Origin of the sequence: Modicisalibacter radicis (assembly GCF_900961225.1) — a bacterium.
Taxonomy (GTDB): domain Bacteria; phylum Pseudomonadota; class Gammaproteobacteria; order Pseudomonadales; family Halomonadaceae; genus Modicisalibacter.
This window is the reverse complement of record NZ_CAAHFN010000058.1, coordinates 1-19,456: the sequence shown is the minus strand read 5'-3', so window position 1 is coordinate 19,456 and position 19,456 is coordinate 1. Positions and strand designations below refer to the sequence as shown.

Here is a 19,456-nt window from a genome sequence, read left to right as displayed (position 1 = left end):
CCGAGTCACTCCGGCGATGTCGCCGGAATGGCGCTGGTCTCGCTGACCAGCGTGTCGCGTCCGGCACGCTTGGCGCGATAGAGCAGTTGATCGGCGCGCCGCAACAGTGAATCGGTTGAATTGTCGTCGGGCCGCAGCGCGGCCACCCCCAAACTGACGGTATAGTGGATGGCGCTGTTGCCATCGGCCACCCGGTGGGCCCGATGGGCTTCGTTCAGCCGGCGGGCGATATCGCCGGCTTCGGCGAGCGACGTATCGGGCATCAGCACGGCGAACTCCTCGCCGCCGTAGCGACCGAAGTGGTCGGTCGCGCGAAGCAGCGTGCGGGTGACGGCGGCGATGTCGATCAATACCCGATCGCCGGCCAGGTGGCCGAAGTGATCGTTGATCAGCTTGAAGTGATCGATATCGAAGATGATCAGACTCAACGCGCGGCCTTCGGCATGCGCGCGATCGATCTCGTACTGATAGTTCTCGTCGAACAAGCGCCGATTCAGGGTGCCGGTGAGCCCGTCGCGTTCGGCGTGATAGCGTAATGCCTTCTCGGCATGCCGGCGCCGCCCGATCTCGCTGATCAGCCGGCGGTTGGTGGCGTACAGGTAGCCGGCGATGCCGGCGGTCCCCAGCAGGACGGCCAATCCGGGAAGCGACCAGGCCCAGAGATTGGCGAGCTGGGGCTGCGGCGGCAATGCTGCCCGCAGGAAGTCGTCGAGCGAGTGATGATCGATCAGGTCCAGTTCGCGATAGGTATCGGCGATCTGTTGCCAGCGTTGGCGGTTGGTATAGCCGATCTCGATCAACCCGGGCTGCATGAGTTCGCGGATACGCTCGGCTTCGGCGAGCAGGAAGGCCTGGTCGTAGCCGGGGCCGCGAGTGCCGTATTCGCGCAGGATCAGATCGGCGATCTGCCGGGGATGATCGAGCGCATAGCGCCAGCCCTCGAGCGAGGCACGGCGAAAAGCGGCGACGATTTCGGGCGTATCGTCGAGCATGCGCTGACTGGTGAACAGCAGTTGACCGTAGAAGTCGATGCCGTAGTCGGTGGGCTTGATCTCCACCGGCGTGGCGCCGGCCTTGCGTACGAAGTAGGGCGTGTCGGTGGAATACGCAGGGGTCAACTGGGTCTTGCCGTCGAGCAGGTCCTGAAATTTCCAGCTGGGTGGCGAGTTGTCGAGCGTGCGGTAATCGATTCCGGCGCGCTCGAGCACTGCCAGCGTTTCGGCGCTGACCCGGGTCTGGCTGCCGATGCTGGGCAGGGTCAACGACACCGGTCGGTCGCCGATCGCTTCGAGGCGCGTGAGGCCGTAGCGTTCAAGGGTCAGGAAAACCAGCGGCGAGCGTTGCATGATGCTGGCCATCAGCACGACAGGCAGGCCTCGACTATGGTGGATCAGCAGATCGGCGCGTGATGTACCGAAGTCGGCGCGACCGAATACCACCTCCTCCACCGGGGCCGACGCTCGGCCCTGGTTGTCGTAACCCCCGCTGCGGATCTCGACGTCGAGACCGGCGTCGCGGTAGTAACCCTGGGCGACGGCGGCGTAGTAGCCGGCGAACTGGAATTGATGGTGCCACAGCAATTGCAGTGAAACGGCCTTGAGCGGTTCGGGCTCCCGCGGCGGACCTGGATCGGCACGAGCGCCTGCCGGCCCGCTCAGCAAGCCAGCAAGTAGCGCTACGAGTCCCGCTAGAAGGCGCCAGGGCATCCGCTGCGTCCATCGGTCGTCGCCTCGCCGGGCGAGGGTGGGCGCGGCAAGGCGCCCGTTCGTTATCGGCGGCCGCGAGGATCGTGCCCGCCACGCGTCCGCTCGGTTTGTTTCCAGTATCCGGCGGCTGGTCGTCGAGTGTAACGCCGCTAATTCAACGCAGCGGACCTCGAGGCAGGCCGACGTTGGCGATGGCCTGGCGCTGTCGGTTTGGCGGCATCTTCGGCATGATGGTAGCGTCTGCCAACCACGTTCTGACGGCCGAGGATGCTATGCCACGAGTTCTGTATGACCTTTGCGGTGTCGACGAGAATCTGCGCTTCTCTCCCTACTGCTGGCGCGTCAAGTTCGCGCTGGCTCACAAGGGGCTGGACTACGAGGCTCGGCCATGGCATTTCACCGACAAGTCGGCGATCGCCTTTTCCGAGCAGGGCAAGGTCCCCGTGCTGGTCGACGGCGACCGGACCGTGACCGACAGCTACGAGATCTTTCGCTATCTCGACCGCGCCTATCCCGACAAGCCGCTGCTGGGAAACGGCGAGGCGGAGTCACGGGCGCGCTTCTTCAAGTTCTATGCCGAGCGCAGCCTGGCCCCGGGGATGATGAAGACCATCATCATGGATCTCTATAACGCCATCGATCCGCGCGATCGCGAGTATTTTCGCGAGACTCGGGAGAAGGCGTTCGGCCGCGCTCTCGAGGAAGTGCATGCCCCGAGCCGTGGCCTGAGCCAGCTCGACCAGGCGCTGGAGCCATTGCGCGGCCGGCTCGGCGAAGCGGATTTCGTCGACGGCGAGGCGCCGGCCGCCGCCGATTACCTGCTGTTCGGCAGCTTCATGTGGGCTCGCTGCGTCTCGACCGCCGACCTGGTGTCGAACGCTGACCCGGTCCATGCCTGGGTGGAGCGCATGCTGGACCTGCATGGCGGACTGGGACGCAACGCCATGCGGATTGTCGATATCGAGGGCGCCTACGACAATTGAAGGCACCTCGGACAACGGCGAGGTGCAGTCGCCATGCCGCGGCCATGTGCCGTGAGACACGCCGAGGTCACGCATCGCGGATCCGGGCCGCCCGGACTCATCATAGGAAACAGGAGGTTCCATGATCGATCTGTACTATTGGACGACGCCCAACGGCCACAAGATCAGTATCTTCCTCGAGGAAGCGGGGCTCGAGTACACGCTGCACCCGATCAATATCGGCAAGGGCGAACAATTCAGTGCCGAGTTTCTGGATATCGCGCCCAACAACCGGATTCCGGCGATCGTCGATCGCCATCCGGACGATGGCGGCCAGCCGTTGTCGCTGTTCGAGTCGGGGGCGATTCTCGAATATCTGGCCGACAAGAGCGGCAAGTTTCTCGCTGCAAGCGGTCGCGAGCGCTACGTGACGCTGCAGTGGCTGTACTGGCAGATGGGCGGGCTGGGGCCGATGGCCGGTCAGAACCACCATTTCCGCAACTACGCGCCGGAGAGGATCGATTACGCCATCGAGCGCTATCTCAAGGAGACCGCACGGCTCTACGGTGTGCTCGACAAGCGGCTGGATGATCACGATTACGTGGCCGGCGACGCTTATACCATCGCCGACATGGCGATCTGGCCGTGGATCAAGCCGTACGCCAAGCAGGGCCAGGAGATCGAGGATTTCCCCAACCTCCAGCGCTGGTTCGAAAGGATCGCCCAGCGCGACGGCATCAAGCGTGCCTACGCGCGTGCCGAGGAGATCAACCCGGAGGATGGCGTGACCATGGACGAACAGGCGCGCAAGCACCTGTTCGGCCAGAAATGATGCCTCTGCCCGTGACGTTCGCAGTGAAAAGCCCGGCTTCGGCCGGGCTTTTGCGTGACGGCACGCCTGTCGAGACTCAGTCGTCGGCAATCAGACGCTTGCCGAGGGTGACGAATTCACCCTGCGTATAGCCGAGCCGGTCGTACAGTTCGAGCAGTTCGGGGCGTTCATGGCGCACCATCAGCATCAGCTTCGGGCAGCCGCGGGCGATCAGCGCCCGCTCGACCGCGGCGATCATCCGCTTGCCGTAGCCGCGCCCCTGATGCGCCGGGGCCACCGCCAGGTAGTGCAGCCAGCCGCGATGGCCCTCGTAACCGGCCAGGGCGCTGGCGATCGGCTCGCCGTCGAGGGTCCCGACCAGGAACAGGCTGGGGTCCTCGGCGAGCTTGCGGGCGATGTCGCGGCGCGGGTCGTTCCACGGCCGCGACAGCTCGCAGGCTTCCCACAGCGCGACCACGGCGTCCTCGTCGGCGTGGTGAAACGGACGGATCTGCATCTCTTTCTCCTTCAGCGGTCGTCGCCATTCTGCCACGCCGTATAGTCACGCGGGTAACGGCGCGACAACAGTGTCCGCATCGCATGCTTGAATAGAAAGCGCCGCCCGGAGGCGGCGCTTTCATAGTCCATTGCGCCGATGGCGATTCTCAGCCGTTGTTCTCCGGCAGCGCATAGGCGATCACGTAGTCGCCGGAGGGCGTCTGCATGAAATGATGCCCGGTAGCGACAATCACCAGATACTCGCGGCCGTCGGCTTCGTAAACCATCGGGTTGGCTTGGCCGCCGGCGGGCAACGGTGCCTGCCAGACTGTCTCGCCGCTTTCGATGTCGATGCCGCGGATCAGGTCATCGGTGGCGGCGGCGATGAATATCATGCCACCGGCGGTGGTCACCGAGCCGCCGTTGTTGGGCGTGCCGATATCGATCGGCAGACCGGAGCGGATACCCCAGGGACCGTTGGCCCGGGCGGTACCGAGCGGGCGATCCCAGAGGGTATCGCCACTGGCCAGATCGATGGCGCGGATATGACCGTAGGGCGGCTGTTTGCACAGCAGCCCGGTGTACGGCACGCGCCAGCCGGCATTGACGTCGATGGCATAGGGTGTGTTGGCCTGCGGGTCCCCGGCACCTTCGGCGCCGCCGCTGTCTTCCTGCATCTCCTCCCGGGGCTTCCAGCCGAGCTTATCGGCCGTTTCGCGCGGCACCAGCTCGTTGTAGTTGGGCATGTCGTTGTAGTTGGCGACGATCACCCCGCGGCGGGGATCGATGGACACGCTGCCCCAGTCCGAACCGCCGTTGTATCCGGTGTACTCGATCCAGGGCTGGTCCGCCGTAGGCGGCGTATACATGCCTTTCCAACTGGCCTGCCGGTACTGGATACGGCAGAAGAGCTGATCGAAGGGCGTCATGCCCCACATGTCCTTCTCGGTGATGTCGGGCTGGCGCAGCGTGGCATAGTTCGAGAATGGCTGGGTCGTGCTGCGCTCGTTCGGCTCGGCGCCACCCTGCGGGACCGGGCGCTCTTCCGCGCCGCCGCCGAGCAGCTCTCCTGTCTGGCGGTTGAAGACGTAGATCTCGCCCTGCTTGGTGGGCATCACCAGCGCGGGTACCTCGCCATTATCGGTGGGAAAATCGATCAGGGTCGGCTGTGAGCCGGGATCGTAGTCCCATACGTCCTTGTGGGCCGTCTGGAAACGCCACTCGGGGAGGCCTGTCTCGACGTTGAGCGCGACCATCGCGCTCGACCATTTGTTCTCGGCCGGCGTGCGCGAGCTGCTCCAGTAATCGGCTGCGGCGTTGGCCATCGGCAGGTAGACCATGCCGAGCTTGCTGTCGCCGGCGGCGGTGGTCCACATGTTGGGCGAGCCGCGCACGTAGGTCTCGTCGCCGGTCAGCGGCTCGCTCTGCTGGGGACGTCCCGCGTCCCAGGCCCACTCAAGCTCGCCGGTGACGACGTCGTAGCCCTTGATCACGCCCGAGGGCGGATAGCGGCGCTGGCCGTCGAGCACCTGGTGGCCGGTGACCACCACGTCGCGGACCACGACCGGCGCGGAGTTGATCGACACGTAGCCATCGGGGGTCACGCCCATGTTGCGCTTGATGTCGACCTGACCATTATCGCCGAAGTCGCGGCATGGTTCGCCGGTGGCGGCATCCACTTCGATGAGACGACCGTCGAGGGTGCCGGAAATGAGCCGCGTACGGCAGCTCTGGCCGCTGGCGACAGCGGTCCGTTGAGTGCCCGCCTGGTCATTCGAGACCGGTGTCGAATCGCCGCTCTGGTCGCCGTTGCCGGCCTGTGAACGGTCGGTCCGCTCGGGGGACGCTGATGCCAGGCGCTCAGGCGGCACCTCGTAGTAGGCCACGCCGCGGCAGGCGGCGGTGTAGGGGATGGCATCCTCGGAGACTTGCGGGTCGTAGCGCCAGTTCTCTTCGCCGGTGGCGGCGTCGAGGGAGATCAGAATATTGCGCGAGGTGCACAGGAACACGTCGTCGCCGACCTTGAGCGGCGTGGTTTCGGCGCCCCAGCGATGGTCGAGCAGGTCGCCGGTGCGGTACTGCCAGGCCACCTCGAGCCGGTCGGCGTTGGCGGGCGTGACCTGGTCGAGTGGGGAGTAGCGCGTTGCCGCCGAATCGCGGCCATAGGCCGTCCAGTCGCTATCGGCCGGCGTGTCGGCGGGCTGGGCGCTGCCCACGTCGGTGGCCAGCGAGCCATCGGCGATTGCCGGCACTTCGTTGGGATGGGTATAGCCTCGCGGCACAAAGGCCAGCGCCCCAGCGACTCCCAGGCCCAGGAGGAGCACGCCGGCGAGGGAAAAGGCGCGTTTGGGCGAAGGGCCCCCCTTGAGTAGCGGCAGTGAAAGAGCGACGCCGATCGCCAGGATCAAGACCACGTCGAAGCGCGGTATCCAGCGCCAGTAGTTAAGCCCCGACTCCCAGGCGGTCCACGCCAGGGTGCCGAAGAACAATGCGGCATAGATCCCGGCGCCGGAGAGTCTGCGGCGCATCAACTGGACGCCGGAGGCCAGCATCAAAAGGCCGGCGATCAGGTAATACCAGGAGCCGCCGAGTACGGCCAGCCAGCCGCCGCCCGCGATAAGTGCCAGACCCAGCAGGGCGAGGATGGCGGCAAAGATTCTCAGGCACCAGCCCGAGGCGCCGGGTGAGCGTGATGAAGTCACATTTCCCTCCGTTGAGTGACGTAACGATGTCGTGCTCGATGGACCGTCGCGACGAATCCTGCAGGTACTTGCCTGAATGCCTGCAATCAGCCGGCGCGCAACCGGGCGAGCCCTAACAGGATGGCGTATATGTCGTTAGTTGGCTAATTCAAGAGGGTGCCGAAACACGCCGACGCGAGTCGGCGCTCAGTGCCGGCTGCTGATCCCGGTCGCTTGTCCCGCCGCCGCCTGACGCTCGGCCTGTTGCCTGAGGGTCAGCTCGAGGCGCTCGAGCAGGCCCTGCAGCAGCGGCCGCCGCGCTTCCGACAACGCATCGGCATCGGCCACGGCGTCCTGCAGGGCGCTTGCGGCATCGGTCAGGGCGTCGCCGATGGGGCGCCCTGCGGCACTCTCGGCGTAGGCATCGGCCAGCGCCGCATGGACGCGACGCTGGGCGCGCTTCACCGCTGGCGAGCGCGTGTCGTTCAGCCACTGGCGCAGGCGCAGGCTGCTGTTGCCGATATCCAGCCCGGTCAGACCCAGCGCGAACAGGTGGCGCTGGTCTTCCGGCAGCGTATCGTCGTGGCGGGCCAGCGCCAGTATGCGATCGGCCATGCGCCCGGCGAAGCGCGTCTCGGTTGCCTGCCAGGGATCGCGGTCGATGCGCTGCAGGTCGCGGGTGATCGCCGCGACGAGGCGGCGTCGGCGCACCGTGGCGCCCAGCCCGGGGAGCAGGCGGAAGCTCATGACCACGACGCTGAGCCCGATGATCACGGCGATGGCGCGGTTGGCGAAGCTGTCGAACGAGAAGTCCATGCCATTGGCGGGCATGGTCAGCAGGATATTGAAAATGGTGAACGCCAGGCAGTGGCCCATGAGCCTGGGGTTGCCGGCGCCGAGCAGGCCGAGGAACAACGGCGTGCCGAACACCAGCGCCAGCAGCACGAAGTCCGATACCTGCGAGAGCAGGACGTGGCCGAACAGGAAGGCGCTGGGGATGGCGAACAGCATGCCCTTGAAGAACGTCAGGGTCATGGCGACCGGGTTGTCGCGGCTGGCGAAGAACGCCGAGAACAGCGTGCCCAGCAGCATCGCCACCTGGCCGTTGGACCAATGGGTCAGGATCCAGAACGTCGCCAGGCCGGCGAACACGAGTCCGGCGCGCAGGGCATTGACGCCGGCGGCGAGGTGGTCGCGGTGCCAGGACAGCCGGCCGCTGCGCAGCTGGCGGCCACGGGGATGGGTTATCGCCTCGCGCGCGTCGAGCATCACGATGGCGTGGCCGAGCGCCTCGCGCAGCCCCAGGACGATGCGTCGCTGCAGCGGGGCGAGGCTGGCGGTGTCCTGCCGGTGGGCGCGATGCCGCAGGGCCTGGAGCTGCTCGCGTGCCGCGCTCACGCCGCTGGCCTGTTCGGCCTGACGAAAGCCGTCGGCGATCTCGGCAGTCAGTTGGCGAATGCCGTCATCGACCCGTGTGTCATGATCGCGGAGCAGGCGCTGCATGGCCTGCAGCGTGGCCAGCAAGCGCAGCGTACGCCGGGTCAGCACATGGGTAGCGCGTACCCGACCCTTGCCCTCGGGGCCCTCGTAGCGTGCTGCCTGGCTGTCGGTCTCGAGCATCGTCAGCGGCGACAGGCTGCCGGTCAGCGAGGCCTGTAGCGCCGCCTCGTCGTCGCTGGCCTCGAGGCGCAGCGCGGCCTGCGTGAAGGCCTGATTGACCACGCTGTCGGCCTGCGTGGCCAGGTGGTCGCTGACCTGCGAAGGCCACAGCAGCGAGCTGACCAGGGTCGCGCAGAGGGCGCCCAGGGCGAGTTCGGAAAGTCGCGCGACGGCGACGTCGAAGACGCTGGCCGGGTTGCTGCCGGCGATCACCACGATCAGCATCGCGGTCACCGCGGCCATGATGCAGCCATAGGAGAAATTGTTGCGCAGCAGCGAGCTGGCGTAGGTGCAGAGCATGATCCAGGCGGTCAGTGCGACCAGTGCCGGGACCCGCGCCTGAACGAACAGCGCCATGATCACGATGCCGGCCACGGCGCCGATGAAGGTGCCGCCGATCTGGCACAGCCCCTTCTCGACGACCATGCCGCTCATCGGCCGGATCTGCAGGAAGGCCGCCGAGATCAAGGCCCAGTAGGGGCGGTCGAGGTTGAACCACAGCGCCAGGTAGAGCGCCAGGAACATCGCCAGGGTCGCCTTGATGGCGAACTTGACGGCGCTCGCCGAGGGCGTCAGGTAGGCGTCGAGGAAAGCCGACATCAGGTCGCGCTCACTCGCCGGCGTCGTCGACGATGCGCACCGTCGCGGTCATCCCGGCGCTCAGCAGGAGCTCCTCGGGGATCTCGTCGAGTTCGATGCGCACCGGGATGCGCTGGGCCAGGCGCACCCAGTTGAAGGTCGGCTGGACCTGCGGCAGCAATTCGCTGTTGGTCGAGGTGTTGGTGTTGGCGATGCCCCGGCCGATGCCCGCGACATGCCCGTGCAGGCGGGTGTCGCCGCTCATCAGCGTGACCACGGCAGCGTCGCCGGGGTCGATGAACGGCATCTTGGTCTCTTCGAAGTAACCGGTGACGTAGAAGGAGTCCGCCTGAACCAGCGCCATCGTGCCCTGCCCGCTGGTGACGTAATTGCCCGCGTTGAGGTGCATGTTGAGGATGTGCCCGGACACCGGCGCCTCGACGGTGGTGCGCTCGAGGTCGATGCGCGCGCTCTCCAGATCGGCCTGGGCCTGGGCCAGGTTGGCCTCGGCGACGCGGGTGTCGATGCGGGCGATCTCCCGGTCCTCGTCGCTGATCGCCTGGTTGCTGAGCCGCTGGCGCCGTGACTGTTCGTGGCGCTTGAGATCGAGGGTCGCCTGGCGCTGGTCGACCACCGCCTGGGCCTGCTCGAGCGCCGCCCGGTAACGCGCGCTGTTGATCGTGAACAGCACCTCGCCGCGGTCGACGCTGGCGTTGTCCTGCACCGCCAGGGTGTCGACCCAGCCCGAGACGTCCGGGGCGATGGTGATCACGTTGGCGCGGATGCGACCGTCGCGGGTCCAGGGGGTATACAGATAGTAGTGCCACAGCCATAGCCCGGCGGCGATGGCGGCGGCGACGATCAGCAGGGTGACGAGAATGCGTAAGGACTTGCGCATCGACTAGCTGGCCTCACCGGAAACGGAGAAAAGGAAGGCGGCGAGCGCCGTGAGAAGGATGAACAGCGCGGCATCGAACCATGCCTCGTACCACAGGATCTGCTGGCGCAGGAAGCGATGCAGGCAACTGCGTATGACGACGGCACTGATGAAGCCGATGAGCGCATAGCCCAGCAGGGGGCTCAGATAGATGCCGCCGAGGGCGATTTCCTTAAGTCCCATGCGGGTCCTCGAGTGAAGATGCGGCGAGATGACGCAATGCGCCAAACGTTAACACGCTAACTAACTGTCTGGCCATACTCGCCTGCCTGGCCACTACGCCGAGCGAGCGTTGACTGTTGCGCTGCGCGGCACTTTGTCTATTGTCAGCGACCCGCTTATGCTGGGTGACGGGTTGATGTCAATGAAGGGTCACGCCCACCGATCAACCAACAATCAAGGTCAGCAAAGGAGTCTCTGCAATGACCGTCAAGAAACCGCTTATCGGTGCCATTTCCGCGGTGGCCTTGGCCACCAGTATTTCCGCCCTGGCCGCGCCGCTCAAGATCGGCGTGCTGGTGCCGCTGACCGGCGACCTGCAAAGCTATGGTGAGCCCGCGCTCAAGGCGGCGCAACTCGCCGCCAAGGAGATCAACGCCGCCGGCGGCGTACTCGGCGAGGACGTCGCGATCAGCAGCGGCGATACCCAGACCTCGCCGCAGCCGGGCGTCGCCGCGGCCCAGAAGCTGGTCAACGTCGAAGGCGTCAACGCGATCTTCGGCGCGCTCTCCAGCGGGGTGACCATCCCCGTGGCGCAGAGCGTCTCCAAGCCCGAGCAGGTGCCGCAGATCAGCAGTGCCTCGACCTCGCCGGTGGTCACCACGCTGGACGACGATGACTTCCTGTTCCGCACCGTGCCGTCGGACGCCTTCCAGGGCGTGGCGCTCTCCGAGGTGACCCAGGAAAAGGGCTACGACAACGTCAGCATCATCTATATCAACAACGACTACGGCAAGGGACTCGCCGATGCCTTCACCGAAGCCTTCGAGAAGGCCGGTGGCACGGTTTCCGCGACGGTGGCCTACGAACAGGGCCAGGCGGCCTATCGCGGCGAACTGCAGCAGGCCGCCAACGACGCCGCCGAGGCGCTGGTGCTGATCGGTTACCCCGAGAACGGCCAGACCATCCTGCGCCAGTCCTTGGAGGGCGGTTTCTTCAAGGACTTCGTCTTCACCGACGGCATGAAGGCCCCCGAACTGGTCGACAACCTGGGCGCGCAGTATCTCGAGGGCTCGGTGGGCACCGTGCCGCAGGCCCGCGCCGACTCGCCGGGGGCCCAGCACTTCAGCAGCGCCTACGAGAGCGAATACGGCTCGCTGCCGCCCAAGCCCTATCTGGACACCGCCTACGACGCCTTCTACCTGCTCTCGCTGGCGGCCCAGGCGGCCGGCACCACCGACAGCGTGGCGATTCGCGACCAGCTGCGTGCCGTCGCCAACCCGCCGGGCGAGCAGGTCGGTCCGGGCGAGTTCGAGAAGGCCGTCAAGCTGCTCGAGGAGGGCAAGGAGATCGATTACGAAGGGGCATCCGGCTCGGTCAACTTCGACGACAACGGCGACGTGCCGGGGACCTTCGGCGAGTGGACCTTCAAGGACGGCGAAGTCGTCACCAATCGGATCTTCGAACCCACGATGTAAGCGCGAACAGGCGATCGACCGATCGCCTGTCAACGCGCCCAGAAAAAAGCGCCCCCGGCCTTGGCCGGGGGCGCTTTTTTAGCAACGAGCAACTGCCTTTGGCGATGCTCCCGCGCGGCGGGCGGTCTTGCCCTCAGCGCTTCCTGGCGATCAGCTTGGGCGGCTTCTCGGGCAGGATCCCCTCGGGGCGCAGCACCAGGATCACCTGCAGCAGCACGCCGATCAGCAGCACGCGCAGGGCCGCGCCCTGGGTGGCGTGCTCGGTGGGCAGCAGACCGGTGAGCAGTTCGGTGCCCGACCACACGCCCCACACCACGATGGCGCCGAGGATCGCCCCGCGGTTGTTGCCGCTGCCGCCGGCGATCAGCATCACCCAGACCAGGAAGGTGCCGTAGAGCGGCATGAACGCCTCGGGACTCAAAAAGCCGAAGAAATGGGCGTAGAGCCCGCCGCCCAGGCCCATGATCGCCGAGCCCAGCACGAACGCCTGCAACCGGAAGCCGGCGATCGACTTGCCGGCCGCCGCGGTGGCCGGCTCGTTCTCGCGGATGGCGCGCAGCACGCGGCCCCAGGGCGAGGCATGGGCGCGCTCGACCAGGAAATACACGCCGGCCACGAACAGCGCGACAATAACCAGATAGGCGAAGGGGCTATCCAGCGCTGTGTCGGCCAACGGTCGCTCGATGCCGGCGATGCCGCGCACGCCGTTGGTCAGCCAGTCCTCGTTCTTGACGAACAGCCGGACCATCTCGGCGATGCCGATCGAGGCGATGGCCAGGTAGTCGGTGCGCAGCCGGGCGGTGACCAGGCCGACGATCAGCCCGAGCAGTGTCGAGGCGATGACCGCGCCGGCCAGGCCGACCAGGAACGGCATGCCGAAGCCGCCCAGGTAGGCGGGACTCGACGGCGTGGTGAGGATCGCGCTGGTATAGGCGCCGACCGCGAAGAAGCCGGCAATACCGATATTGAACTGGCCGGTGAACCCCCACTGCATGTTGAGGCCCAGCGCGAGCACGGCGTAGACGCCGGCGAAGGTCAGAAACGAGACCAGGTACGAGGCGATGCCGGTGAGTTCCATCACACAGTCCCCTTGAAGATGCCCTGCGGACGCAGGATGAGCATGCCGACCATGATCGCGAAGGCCACGGCGGGCTTGTAGGCGGCGGGGATCAGCAGCGTCGACATCTCCATCGACACGCCGATGATCATGCCACCGGCGATGGCGCCGTAGGGTCGGCCGATGCCGCCGAGAATCGCCGCGGCGAACACCGGCAGCAGGGTGGTCCAGCCCATCACCGGGTGCAGGCGCGTGTCGATGCCCAGGAACACGCCCGCGGCGGCCGCCAGGGCGCCGCCGATCACCCAGGTGACCATGATCACGCGTTCGGCGGGGATCCCTGAGACCAGCGCCAGGTCCATGTTGTCGGACATCGCGCGCATCGCCTTGCCCAGCCGGGTGCGGGTCAGGAACAGGTGCACGCTGGCGACCAGGCCCAGCGAGATCAGCATGATCCACAGGTGATCGGGCTTGAGGCGCAGGCCGCCCAGCCAGTCGAGCCGCCAGGGAAACTGGATGCCCGAGGCGTAGGTCTGGTTGTCGGAGCCCCAGATCAGCTGCACCAGGCTGCGCAGGATCAGCGCCATGCCGAACGAGGCGATCAGCAGGATCACCGGTTGGGTGCGGCGAATGCGCCGGTAGAGCACCTGGTCGATGAATACCGCGATCACCGCCATGCCGACCATCGCCGCGGGCAGCGCCCACCACGAACTCAGCCCGAGGGCCGAGATGAAGGCCAGTCCCAGATAGGCGCCCAGGGTCATGAAGTCGCCATGCGCGAAGTGCGCGAAGCGCAGGATGCCGAAGATCATCGACACGCCGATCGCGCCCATGGTCAATACGCTGCCCAGGACCAGGCCGTAGACGAGCAGTTGCAGGATATCGCTCATGGTTCAGCCTCCCAGGAACATTTCGGCGACTTCCGGGTTGGCCAACAGGTTGGGACCGGTGTCTTCGTGACGGTTACTGCCGGTGGCCAGCACGTAGCCCCGGCTGGCGATGGCCAGTGCCTGCTTGGCGTTCTGCTCGACCATCAGCACGCCGATGCCCTGGGCATTGATCTCCTTGATGCGCTCGAAGGTCTCGTCGATCAGCAGCGGCGAGAGTCCGGCGGTGGGTTCGTCGAGCATCAGCAACTGCGGGTCGATCATCAGCGCGCGGCCCATGGCGACCATCTGGCGTTCGCCGCCGGACATCAGGCCGGCCTGCTGGCGACGCCGCTCGGCGAGCTTGGGGAACAGCGTGTAGACCTTGTCGAGGCGCCTGGACAGGTCGCCTTTCATCAGATAGGCGCCCATCTCGAGATTCTCGCGTACCGTCAGCGACGGAAAGACGTTCTTCTCCTGGGGCACATAGGCGATGCCGCGGCGAACCATCTGTTCGGGCTTGGCGTTGGTGATCGCCTCGCCGCGGTAGAGGACCTCGCCGTCGCGGATGCGCAGCAGGCCGAACACCGCCTTCATGGCGGTGGACTTGCCGGCGCCGTTGGGGCCGACGATGACCACGATCTCGTCGGTCTCCACGCGCAGGTTGGTGCCCTGGAGGATGTCGGCACCGCCATAGCCGCCGTAGAGGCCCTTGGCTTCGAGCAGGCTGCTCATGAGGGCTCTCCTTGATCCGTTGCAGGCTTGCTGGCCGTTTCGCCCATCCGGCCGCTGGCACCGCCGCCCAGGTAGGCCTCGCGAACCTCCTCGTTCTGGCGCAGCGCCTCCATCGAGCCGGAGGCGATGAGCTCGCCATTGGCCATCACGTGGACCGGTTCGCACAGTGCCGAGATCAGGTCCATGTCGTGTTCGATGACGCAGAAGGTGTAACCGCGTTCGCGGTTGAGTCGCAGGATCGCTTCGCGGATCTTGCCGAGCAGGGTGCGGTTGACGCCGGCGCCGGGCTCGTCGAGCAGTACCACCTTGGCGTCAGTCATCATCGTGCGGCCCAGGTCGAGCAGCTTCTTCTGGCCGCCCGAGAGGTTGCCGGCCAGCTCGTCGGCGACGTGGGTGATCTCGAGGAACTTGAGCACGTCGTCGACCCGCTCCAGCACCTCGCCGTCCTGCTGCTTGACTCTGCCCCAGCGCAGCCAGGTCTTGAACAGGTTCTCGCCGCTCTGGTCGGGCGGAACCACCATCAGGTTCTCGCGCACCGTCATGCGCGAAAACTCATGCGGGATCTGGAAGGTGCGCACCAGGCCGCGGTGAAACAGCTTGTGCGGCGGCAGCCCGGTGATGTCCTGGCCGTCGAGCAGCACGCGGCCGCTGGAAGGGGGAAAGAGTCCGGCGACGATGTTGAACAGCGTGCTCTTGCCGGCCCCGTTGGGGCCGATCAGCCCGGTGATGCTGCCCTGCGTAACCTCGAAGGAAACGCCTCTTACCGCCTGCAGGCCGCCGAACGCCTTGGAGACGTTGTCGATTCGAATCAAGGAAGAATGCCTCGTAAGCGTCTTGTTGTGGTTGTGGGCGTGCGGACAGGGCGGGTATGGCTGGGCTTCGCCCGCCTCGGCCGGCAACGCTTTTCACGGTGTGATCGGTGTGACGAGAATCGTCGCCAGACCTTACAGCGTGGCGTGCACGGGCGACAAGTGCTTGCCACAGCGTTGATTAAACGCTGTATCGGCAGCCGGTGACATTGGCTTTAGGTTCAACACCAGTGCCGGAGCTCGTCACCGCCCAGGTTGCCGCCAGTGATCACCACGACGATATCGCCCGCCTGGGGCAGCACCACCCGGTCCTCCAGCAGGGCGGCGACGCCGACCGCCGCACCGGGCTCGGCGAGCAGCTTGGCCTCGAACAGCAGGTGGCGCATGGCCGCGTCGATCGCCGACTCGCTGACGGCGACCAGTTCGTCGAGGTAACGACGCGCCAGCGGGTAGGTATGTTCGCCGACGATCGCCGCGCCGAGGCTCTTGGCCTGTGTGGCGACCCTGTCCAGGCGGCAGGGGGCGCCGTGATCGAAGGCGGCCCGCATGCTGGCCGCGCCGGACGGCTCGACGCCGATCAGCCGGATGTCCGGGCGCAGCGCCTTGGCGGCGATGCCGATACCGGCGATCAGCCCGCCGCCGCCCACCGGGCACAGCAGCGTGGCGGCGCGGGGGACCTGCTCGAGAATTTCCAGGCCGACGCTGCCCTGGCCGGCGATGATGCGCGGATCGTCGTAGGGATGGACCAGGGTCAGGCCGCGACGCTCGACCAGCTGGTGCATGAGCGCCCAGGCGTCGTTGATGTCGCCGTGGAGAATCACCTCGGCGCCCAGCGCACGGCTGCCCTCGACCTTGAACGGGCTGGCGTCCTCGGGCATCACGATGGTCACCGCCACGCCGCGCTCGGCAGCGGCCCAGGCCAGCCCCAGGGCATGGTTGCCGGCGGAGACCGCGCCCAGCCCCCTCGCCAGCTCCGCGTCGCCGGCGGTGGCCAGCCAGTTGAGGCTGCCGCGTGGCTTGAAGGAGCCGGTGGGCTGGAACAGCTCGGCCTTGAGTCGAACCGGGCGTCCCAGGCGGCGGGAGAGCGCCGCGTCGTCGACGATCGGCGACGGGGAGAGCCGGTGCAGGATGCGCTCGCGGGCCTGCTGGAGCGCGGCGAGTGTGAGCTGTCGATGGGGCATGCCGATTCCGTGCGTCGCGAAGTGTGCCTGTGTATCCAGATTGCTCTGTAAGCAAGGATAGCCGAGGCATTCGATTTCATGTCTCATGTTGCAATGCAGCAAGGGCTTTGCTATGTTGCATTGCAACGGAGGTCGAAGCCCTTTGAGAAGAGCCCTCCGAGCTTAGCCAACCATCACTCACGGAGGTGAATCATGGCGACCAGCAACAATTTCGACCAGGCGACCCAGCAGTTCGAATCCATGTTCTTCGGCCCGGCGCGTGCCTACGCGGCCATGGCCGTGGACTACACCGAGAAGGTGCTCAACACCCAGCTCGACTTCGCCAAGGCCTGCACCGACACCTACATGGGTCAGGCCCGCTCGATGCTCGACGTGCGCGACGCCGAAGGCCTGCGCAACTACGTCCAGCAGCAGCAGAAGACGGCGAAGGATCTGGGCGAGCGTTTCAAGGACGACGCCGAGAAGGTCGTTGCCCTGAACCAGGACTTCGCTCAGAAGAGCCAGAAGCTGGTCGAGGACAACATGCAGACGGCCAGCAAGACCGCCGCCAGCAAGACCAAGTAAGCGCGTTCGCGGAACCCGACTCGTGGCGCTCGCGCCACGAGTCGAATAGCGGCCGCCGGTAATCACCGGCGGCCGTTTTCGTATGTCTGCTCGTCGCGGACGCGGCGGCTCATGCCAGGCGTTCGGCGAAGGCGACGCTGCGCACCAGCGCAATGACCGACATGCCCTCCTCGAGTTCCAGTTCGTCGAGGGACTTGCGCGTCAGGCGCGCGCGCAGTGGCTGCTCGCCGAGGCGCAGGCTCACTTCGACGACGCTGTCATGTCCCGCCCCGTGCTTGCCGGCCGAGGCGTCGATGCGCTCGACGGTGGCCGCAAGCTGGTTGCGAAAGCTGGTGCGCTCGGCGGGCGCCAGGGCCAGGGCGACATCGCGGATCGGCACGCGCAGGCGCAACCGGGCACCCGGTGGCGCATCGACCCGGGGCACGGCCAGCGCCTGGCCGTCGGCGAGGTGCAGCGTGCTCAGCGCATACGCTTCATCGTGGCCGGCCACACGTACCTCGAGCAGCGAGGCGGCATCGAAGCCACCCAGGTGTTCGGTCAGATCGAAACGCAGCAGTAGCTCCTCGAGGGGGCCCTGCGCGCGCACCCTGCCGCGCTCGAGCAGCACCAGGTGATCGGCGATCGCGGTGAGCTCCTCCGGGGCATGACTGACGAACAGGATGGGAATGTCGATGCGCTTCGCCAACGCCCCGATGTAGCGCAACAGCTCGTGCTTGCGCGGTGCGTCGAGCCCGCTCAGCGGTTCGTCCAGCAGCAGCATGCGTGGCTCGCTCAGCAGCGCCCGGCCGATCGCCACGCGGCGCGCCTCGCCGCCCGAAAGGGTCCCGGGCAGGCGGTCCAGCAGCGCCCCGATGCCCAGCAGCGCGACGACGTCATCGAAGCTGGATACCGCCGCGCCGCCGCGCTTGCGGCTCGCATGGGGCATGCCGTAGGTCAGGTTGCCGCGCACCCGGTAATGCGGAAACAGCCGGGCCTCCTGGAAGACCACGCCCAGGCGGCGGCGATGGGGGGCGATGAACACGCCGCGGCGCGTATCGACCAGCGTTTCATCGCCCAGGCGGATGCCGCCGCTGTCGGGCCTGTCGAGCCCGGCGATCAGCCGCAGCAGGCTAGTCTTGCCGCTGCCCGAGGCACCGAACAGTGCGGTCACGCCGCTGGCCGGCAGCGCCAGGTCGGCCGCCAGTTCGAAGTCGCCGAGGCGTTGGGTCACGTCGAGCGCGAGCCCGCCCGCAGCGGCGTCATGCGGGCGGCTCATCGGTCACGCTCGCTGATGCGTCGCCGGGCACGCCGGGCCAGCCATTCCGAGGCCAGCAGCGCGAGCATGGCAATGGCGATCGACAGCACGCAAAGCCGCGCGGCGGCGGCTTCCTGGCCGGGGGTCTGGATCAGGCTGTACAGCGCCAGCGGCAACGTGCGCGTCTCACCGGGAATGTTGGCGGCGAAGGTCATGGTGGCGCCGAACTCCGACAGCGCCCGGGCGAAGGCCAGCAGGGTGCCGGTAATCACTCCGGGCAGCGCCAGCGGCAGGGTAATGGTCGCCAATACCCGCCAGCGGTTGGCGCCCAGGGTGCTGGCGGCGGCTTCGAGCTTGGGGTCGACGGCCTCCAGCGAGAGCCGCACCGCGCGCACCAGCAACGGAAACGCCATGATCCCCCCGGCCACCGCCGCGCCCTGCCAGGTGAAGGGCAGGCTGATACCGAACAGGCGGTCCAGCCACTGCCCCAGCCAGCCTTGACGGCCCAGCGAGATCAGTAACAGGTAGCCGACCACCACCGGCGGCAACACCAGCGGCAGATGCAGGAAACCGTCGAGCAGCGCCTTGCCGCGGAAGTCGCGACGCGCCAGCAGCCAGGCCAGGGCGATGCCCGGCAGCAGCGTCCAGCCGACCGCGCTGCCGGCGACCTTGAGGCTGATGGCGATGGCCTCGCGCTCGACCTCCGAGAGCATGGGCATGGCGAGGCTCAATGCGCGTCCGACGTGGCCGCGGCGAAGCCGAAGTCCTGGAAGATCGCCAGTGCCTGCTCGCCGGCCAGCCACTCGCGGAAGGCGCTGGCCGCATCGCTGGGCGAGGTGCCGACCAGCGCCAGCGGGTAGTTTATCGGGTCATGGCTGGCGGCGGGGAAGGTGGCGAGTTCGCTTACCCGGTTGCTGGCACGGGCGTCGGTCTTGTAGACGATGCCCAGCGGCGCCTCGCCGCGTTCGACCAGCGCCAGCGCGGCGCGCACGTTGTCGGCCCGCGCCAGGCGTGTCTCCAGCGTCTGCCATTCGTCCAGCGACTGCAGGGCCTGCCTGGCGTAGATCCCCGCCGGCACGTGGGCCGGATCGCCCACCGCCAGGCGCCGTCCAGCGCCCAGTCGCGCCACCAGCTCGCCGGGCTTGTCGAGCGCGACGGATGAGGCATCGTCCTTTCTCGGGGCGATCAGCACCAGTTGGTTGTGCAGCAGGTCGCTGCGTTCGCTCAAGGTGATGCCCTGTTCGCCGAGCCAGGTCATCCAGCGCTCGTTGGCGGAAAAGTACAGCTCGGCGGGGGCGCCATTGGCGATCTGGCGGGCGGCGGTCGATGAAGCGGCATAGACCGGCACGATGTTCACCGCATGGCTGGCTTCGTAGCGCGCGATGGCCGCATCCAGCGCATCGCCGAGCGACGCCGCGGCGTAGATGTGCACGTTCGGTTCGGCCCGCGCAGTCGGCGCCTGGCCGAGCGTCGCCAGCAGCAACGCGATGAGCAGCAGCGCCGGGCCGGCCACGCGAAGCAGTGAAGGGCGGGAGTGGGG

Annotated in this window: 18 protein-coding genes; 4 read left to right on the top strand and 14 right to left on the bottom strand. The window is 67.0% G+C overall.

All coding sequences use genetic code 11. The features are described 5' to 3' along the window. Window positions 1-5: 5 nt before the first annotated feature. The gene (locus HR9077_RS08835; protein ID WP_136066643.1) at window positions 6-1,706 is read right to left on the bottom strand and encodes a GGDEF domain-containing protein; all 1,701 of its coding nucleotides are present in this window, start codon (window positions 1,704-1,706) and stop codon (window positions 6-8) included. Between the two features lie 272 nt (window positions 1,707-1,978). Here HR9077_RS08835 and HR9077_RS08830 point away from each other — a divergent pair, with 272 nt between their 5' ends. Both HR9077_RS08830 and HR9077_RS08825 read left to right on the top strand, forming a co-directional pair. Then, window positions 1,979-2,689 (top strand): glutathione S-transferase N-terminal domain-containing protein, encoded by a 711-nt coding sequence (locus tag HR9077_RS08830; protein WP_136066642.1) that lies wholly within the window; start codon window positions 1,979-1,981, stop codon window positions 2,687-2,689. A 121-nt stretch (window positions 2,690-2,810) separates the two neighbouring features. Next, on the top strand, window positions 2,811-3,500 hold the full coding sequence (locus HR9077_RS08825) for a glutathione binding-like protein (protein WP_136066641.1): 690 nt from the start codon (window positions 2,811-2,813) through the stop codon (window positions 3,498-3,500). Between the two features lie 76 nt (window positions 3,501-3,576). Here the strand turns inward: HR9077_RS08825 and HR9077_RS08820 are convergent, their stop codons facing one another. The 5 genes from HR9077_RS08820 to HR9077_RS08800 form a co-directional block, all read right to left on the bottom strand. Continuing rightward, window positions 3,577-3,996 carry a GNAT family acetyltransferase gene (locus HR9077_RS08820; RefSeq protein WP_136066640.1) on the bottom strand — a complete coding sequence of 140 codons (420 nt, stop codon included), beginning with the start codon at window positions 3,994-3,996 and terminating at the stop codon, window positions 3,577-3,579. A 148-nt stretch (window positions 3,997-4,144) separates the two neighbouring features. Continuing rightward, window positions 4,145-6,679, bottom strand: a complete 2,535-nt coding sequence (locus tag HR9077_RS08815) for a membrane-bound PQQ-dependent dehydrogenase, glucose/quinate/shikimate family (protein WP_136066639.1) — start codon at window positions 6,677-6,679, stop codon at window positions 4,145-4,147. Window positions 6,680-6,865: 186 nt separating this feature from the next. Next, the gene (locus tag HR9077_RS08810) at window positions 6,866-8,917 is read right to left on the bottom strand and encodes an FUSC family protein (protein WP_136066638.1); all 2,052 of its coding nucleotides are present in this window, start codon (window positions 8,915-8,917) and stop codon (window positions 6,866-6,868) included. Window positions 8,918-8,927: 10 nt separating this feature from the next. Further along, window positions 8,928-9,794: an efflux RND transporter periplasmic adaptor subunit gene (locus HR9077_RS08805; protein WP_136066637.1), complete on the bottom strand. Its 867-nt coding sequence runs from the start codon at window positions 9,792-9,794 to the stop codon at window positions 8,928-8,930. Window positions 9,795-9,797: 3 nt separating this feature from the next. Beyond that, complete coding sequence (locus HR9077_RS08800; RefSeq protein ID WP_136066636.1) at window positions 9,798-10,016, bottom strand: DUF1656 domain-containing protein; 219 nt, start codon at window positions 10,014-10,016, stop codon at window positions 9,798-9,800. A gap of 239 nt (window positions 10,017-10,255) precedes the next feature. Here HR9077_RS08800 and HR9077_RS08795 point away from each other — a divergent pair, with 239 nt between their 5' ends. Continuing rightward, entirely contained in the window at window positions 10,256-11,470 is a 1,215-nt protein-coding gene (locus tag HR9077_RS08795) for an ABC transporter substrate-binding protein (RefSeq protein ID WP_136066635.1), read from the top strand. Window positions 11,471-11,603: 133 nt separating this feature from the next. On the opposite strand, the gene HR9077_RS08790 is transcribed toward HR9077_RS08795, so the two are convergent. The 5 genes from HR9077_RS08790 to HR9077_RS08770 all read right to left on the bottom strand — a co-directional run bounded on the left by HR9077_RS08790 (window position 11,604) and on the right by HR9077_RS08770 (window position 16,118). Continuing rightward, window positions 11,604-12,548 carry a branched-chain amino acid ABC transporter permease gene (locus tag HR9077_RS08790; protein WP_210725894.1) on the bottom strand — a complete coding sequence of 315 codons (945 nt, stop codon included), beginning with the start codon at window positions 12,546-12,548 and terminating at the stop codon, window positions 11,604-11,606. Then, window positions 12,548-13,417 (bottom strand): branched-chain amino acid ABC transporter permease, encoded by an 870-nt coding sequence (locus HR9077_RS08785; protein ID WP_136066634.1) that lies wholly within the window; start codon window positions 13,415-13,417, stop codon window positions 12,548-12,550. The genes HR9077_RS08790 and HR9077_RS08785 overlap by 1 nt, the downstream gene beginning before the upstream one ends. A gap of 3 nt (window positions 13,418-13,420) precedes the next feature. Next, window positions 13,421-14,128, bottom strand: a complete 708-nt coding sequence (locus tag HR9077_RS08780) for an ABC transporter ATP-binding protein (RefSeq protein WP_136066633.1) — start codon at window positions 14,126-14,128, stop codon at window positions 13,421-13,423. Then, a complete protein-coding gene (locus tag HR9077_RS08775) occupies window positions 14,125-14,940 on the bottom strand; it encodes an ABC transporter ATP-binding protein (RefSeq protein WP_136066632.1) in 816 nt (271 codons plus the stop codon). Before HR9077_RS08775 ends, HR9077_RS08780 begins: the two co-directional genes overlap by 4 nt. 218 nt (window positions 14,941-15,158) lie before the next feature. Then, entirely contained in the window at window positions 15,159-16,118 is a 960-nt protein-coding gene (locus tag HR9077_RS08770) for a threonine ammonia-lyase (protein WP_136066631.1), read from the bottom strand. Window positions 16,119-16,310: 192 nt separating this feature from the next. On the opposite strand from HR9077_RS08770, the gene HR9077_RS08765 reads away from it, so the two are divergent. Next, the gene (locus HR9077_RS08765; protein WP_136066630.1) at window positions 16,311-16,682 is read left to right on the top strand and encodes a phasin family protein; all 372 of its coding nucleotides are present in this window, start codon (window positions 16,311-16,313) and stop codon (window positions 16,680-16,682) included. A gap of 109 nt (window positions 16,683-16,791) precedes the next feature. Here the strand turns inward: HR9077_RS08765 and modC are convergent, their stop codons facing one another. From modC to modA, 3 genes are read right to left on the bottom strand one after another with little or no spacing between them, the layout of a single operon-like run. Further along, window positions 16,792-17,937 carry a molybdenum ABC transporter ATP-binding protein gene (modC, locus tag HR9077_RS08760; protein ID WP_136066629.1) on the bottom strand — a complete coding sequence of 382 codons (1,146 nt, stop codon included), beginning with the start codon at window positions 17,935-17,937 and terminating at the stop codon, window positions 16,792-16,794. Continuing rightward, the gene (gene modB / locus HR9077_RS08755) at window positions 17,934-18,629 is read right to left on the bottom strand and encodes a molybdate ABC transporter permease subunit (protein WP_136066686.1); all 696 of its coding nucleotides are present in this window, start codon (window positions 18,627-18,629) and stop codon (window positions 17,934-17,936) included. Before modB ends, modC begins: the two co-directional genes overlap by 4 nt. A 14-nt stretch (window positions 18,630-18,643) precedes the next feature. Beyond that, the gene (gene modA, locus HR9077_RS08750) at window positions 18,644-19,429 is read right to left on the bottom strand and encodes a molybdate ABC transporter substrate-binding protein (protein ID WP_348532926.1); all 786 of its coding nucleotides are present in this window, start codon (window positions 19,427-19,429) and stop codon (window positions 18,644-18,646) included. Window positions 19,430-19,456 lie beyond the last annotated feature (27 nt).

What these genes read in the sequence shown, in the direction of transcription:
- HR9077_RS08830 (WP_136066642.1), top strand. Translation starts at nt 1,979, where the DNA reads ATGCCACGAGTTCTGTATGACCTTTGCGGTGTCGACGAGAATCTGCGC.
- HR9077_RS08795 (WP_136066635.1), top strand. Translation starts at nt 10,256, where the DNA reads ATGACCGTCAAGAAACCGCTTATCGGTGCCATTTCCGCGGTGGCCTTG.
- HR9077_RS08785 (WP_136066634.1), bottom strand. Translation starts at nt 13,417, where the DNA reads ATGAGCGATATCCTGCAACTGCTCGTCTACGGCCTGGTCCTGGGCAGC.
- HR9077_RS08835 (WP_136066643.1), bottom strand. Translation starts at nt 1,706, where the DNA reads ATGCCCTGGCGCCTTCTAGCGGGACTCGTAGCGCTACTTGCTGGCTTG.
- HR9077_RS08770 (WP_136066631.1), bottom strand. Translation starts at nt 16,118, where the DNA reads ATGCCCCATCGACAGCTCACACTCGCCGCGCTCCAGCAGGCCCGCGAG.
- modC (WP_136066629.1), bottom strand. Translation starts at nt 17,937, where the DNA reads ATGAGCCGCCCGCATGACGCCGCTGCGGGCGGGCTCGCGCTCGACGTG.
- HR9077_RS08790 (WP_210725894.1), bottom strand. Translation starts at nt 12,548, where the DNA reads ATGGAACTCACCGGCATCGCCTCGTACCTGGTCTCGTTTCTGACCTTC.
- HR9077_RS08800 (WP_136066636.1), bottom strand. Translation starts at nt 10,016, where the DNA reads ATGGGACTTAAGGAAATCGCCCTCGGCGGCATCTATCTGAGCCCCCTG.
- HR9077_RS08825 (WP_136066641.1), top strand. Translation starts at nt 2,811, where the DNA reads ATGATCGATCTGTACTATTGGACGACGCCCAACGGCCACAAGATCAGT.
- HR9077_RS08765 (WP_136066630.1), top strand. Translation starts at nt 16,311, where the DNA reads ATGGCGACCAGCAACAATTTCGACCAGGCGACCCAGCAGTTCGAATCC.
- HR9077_RS08820 (WP_136066640.1), bottom strand. Translation starts at nt 3,996, where the DNA reads ATGCAGATCCGTCCGTTTCACCACGCCGACGAGGACGCCGTGGTCGCG.
- HR9077_RS08810 (WP_136066638.1), bottom strand. Translation starts at nt 8,917, where the DNA reads ATGTCGGCTTTCCTCGACGCCTACCTGACGCCCTCGGCGAGCGCCGTC.
- HR9077_RS08780 (WP_136066633.1), bottom strand. Translation starts at nt 14,128, where the DNA reads ATGAGCAGCCTGCTCGAAGCCAAGGGCCTCTACGGCGGCTATGGCGGT.
- HR9077_RS08805 (WP_136066637.1), bottom strand. Translation starts at nt 9,794, where the DNA reads ATGCGCAAGTCCTTACGCATTCTCGTCACCCTGCTGATCGTCGCCGCC.
- modB (WP_136066686.1), bottom strand. Translation starts at nt 18,629, where the DNA reads ATGCTCTCGGAGGTCGAGCGCGAGGCCATCGCCATCAGCCTCAAGGTC.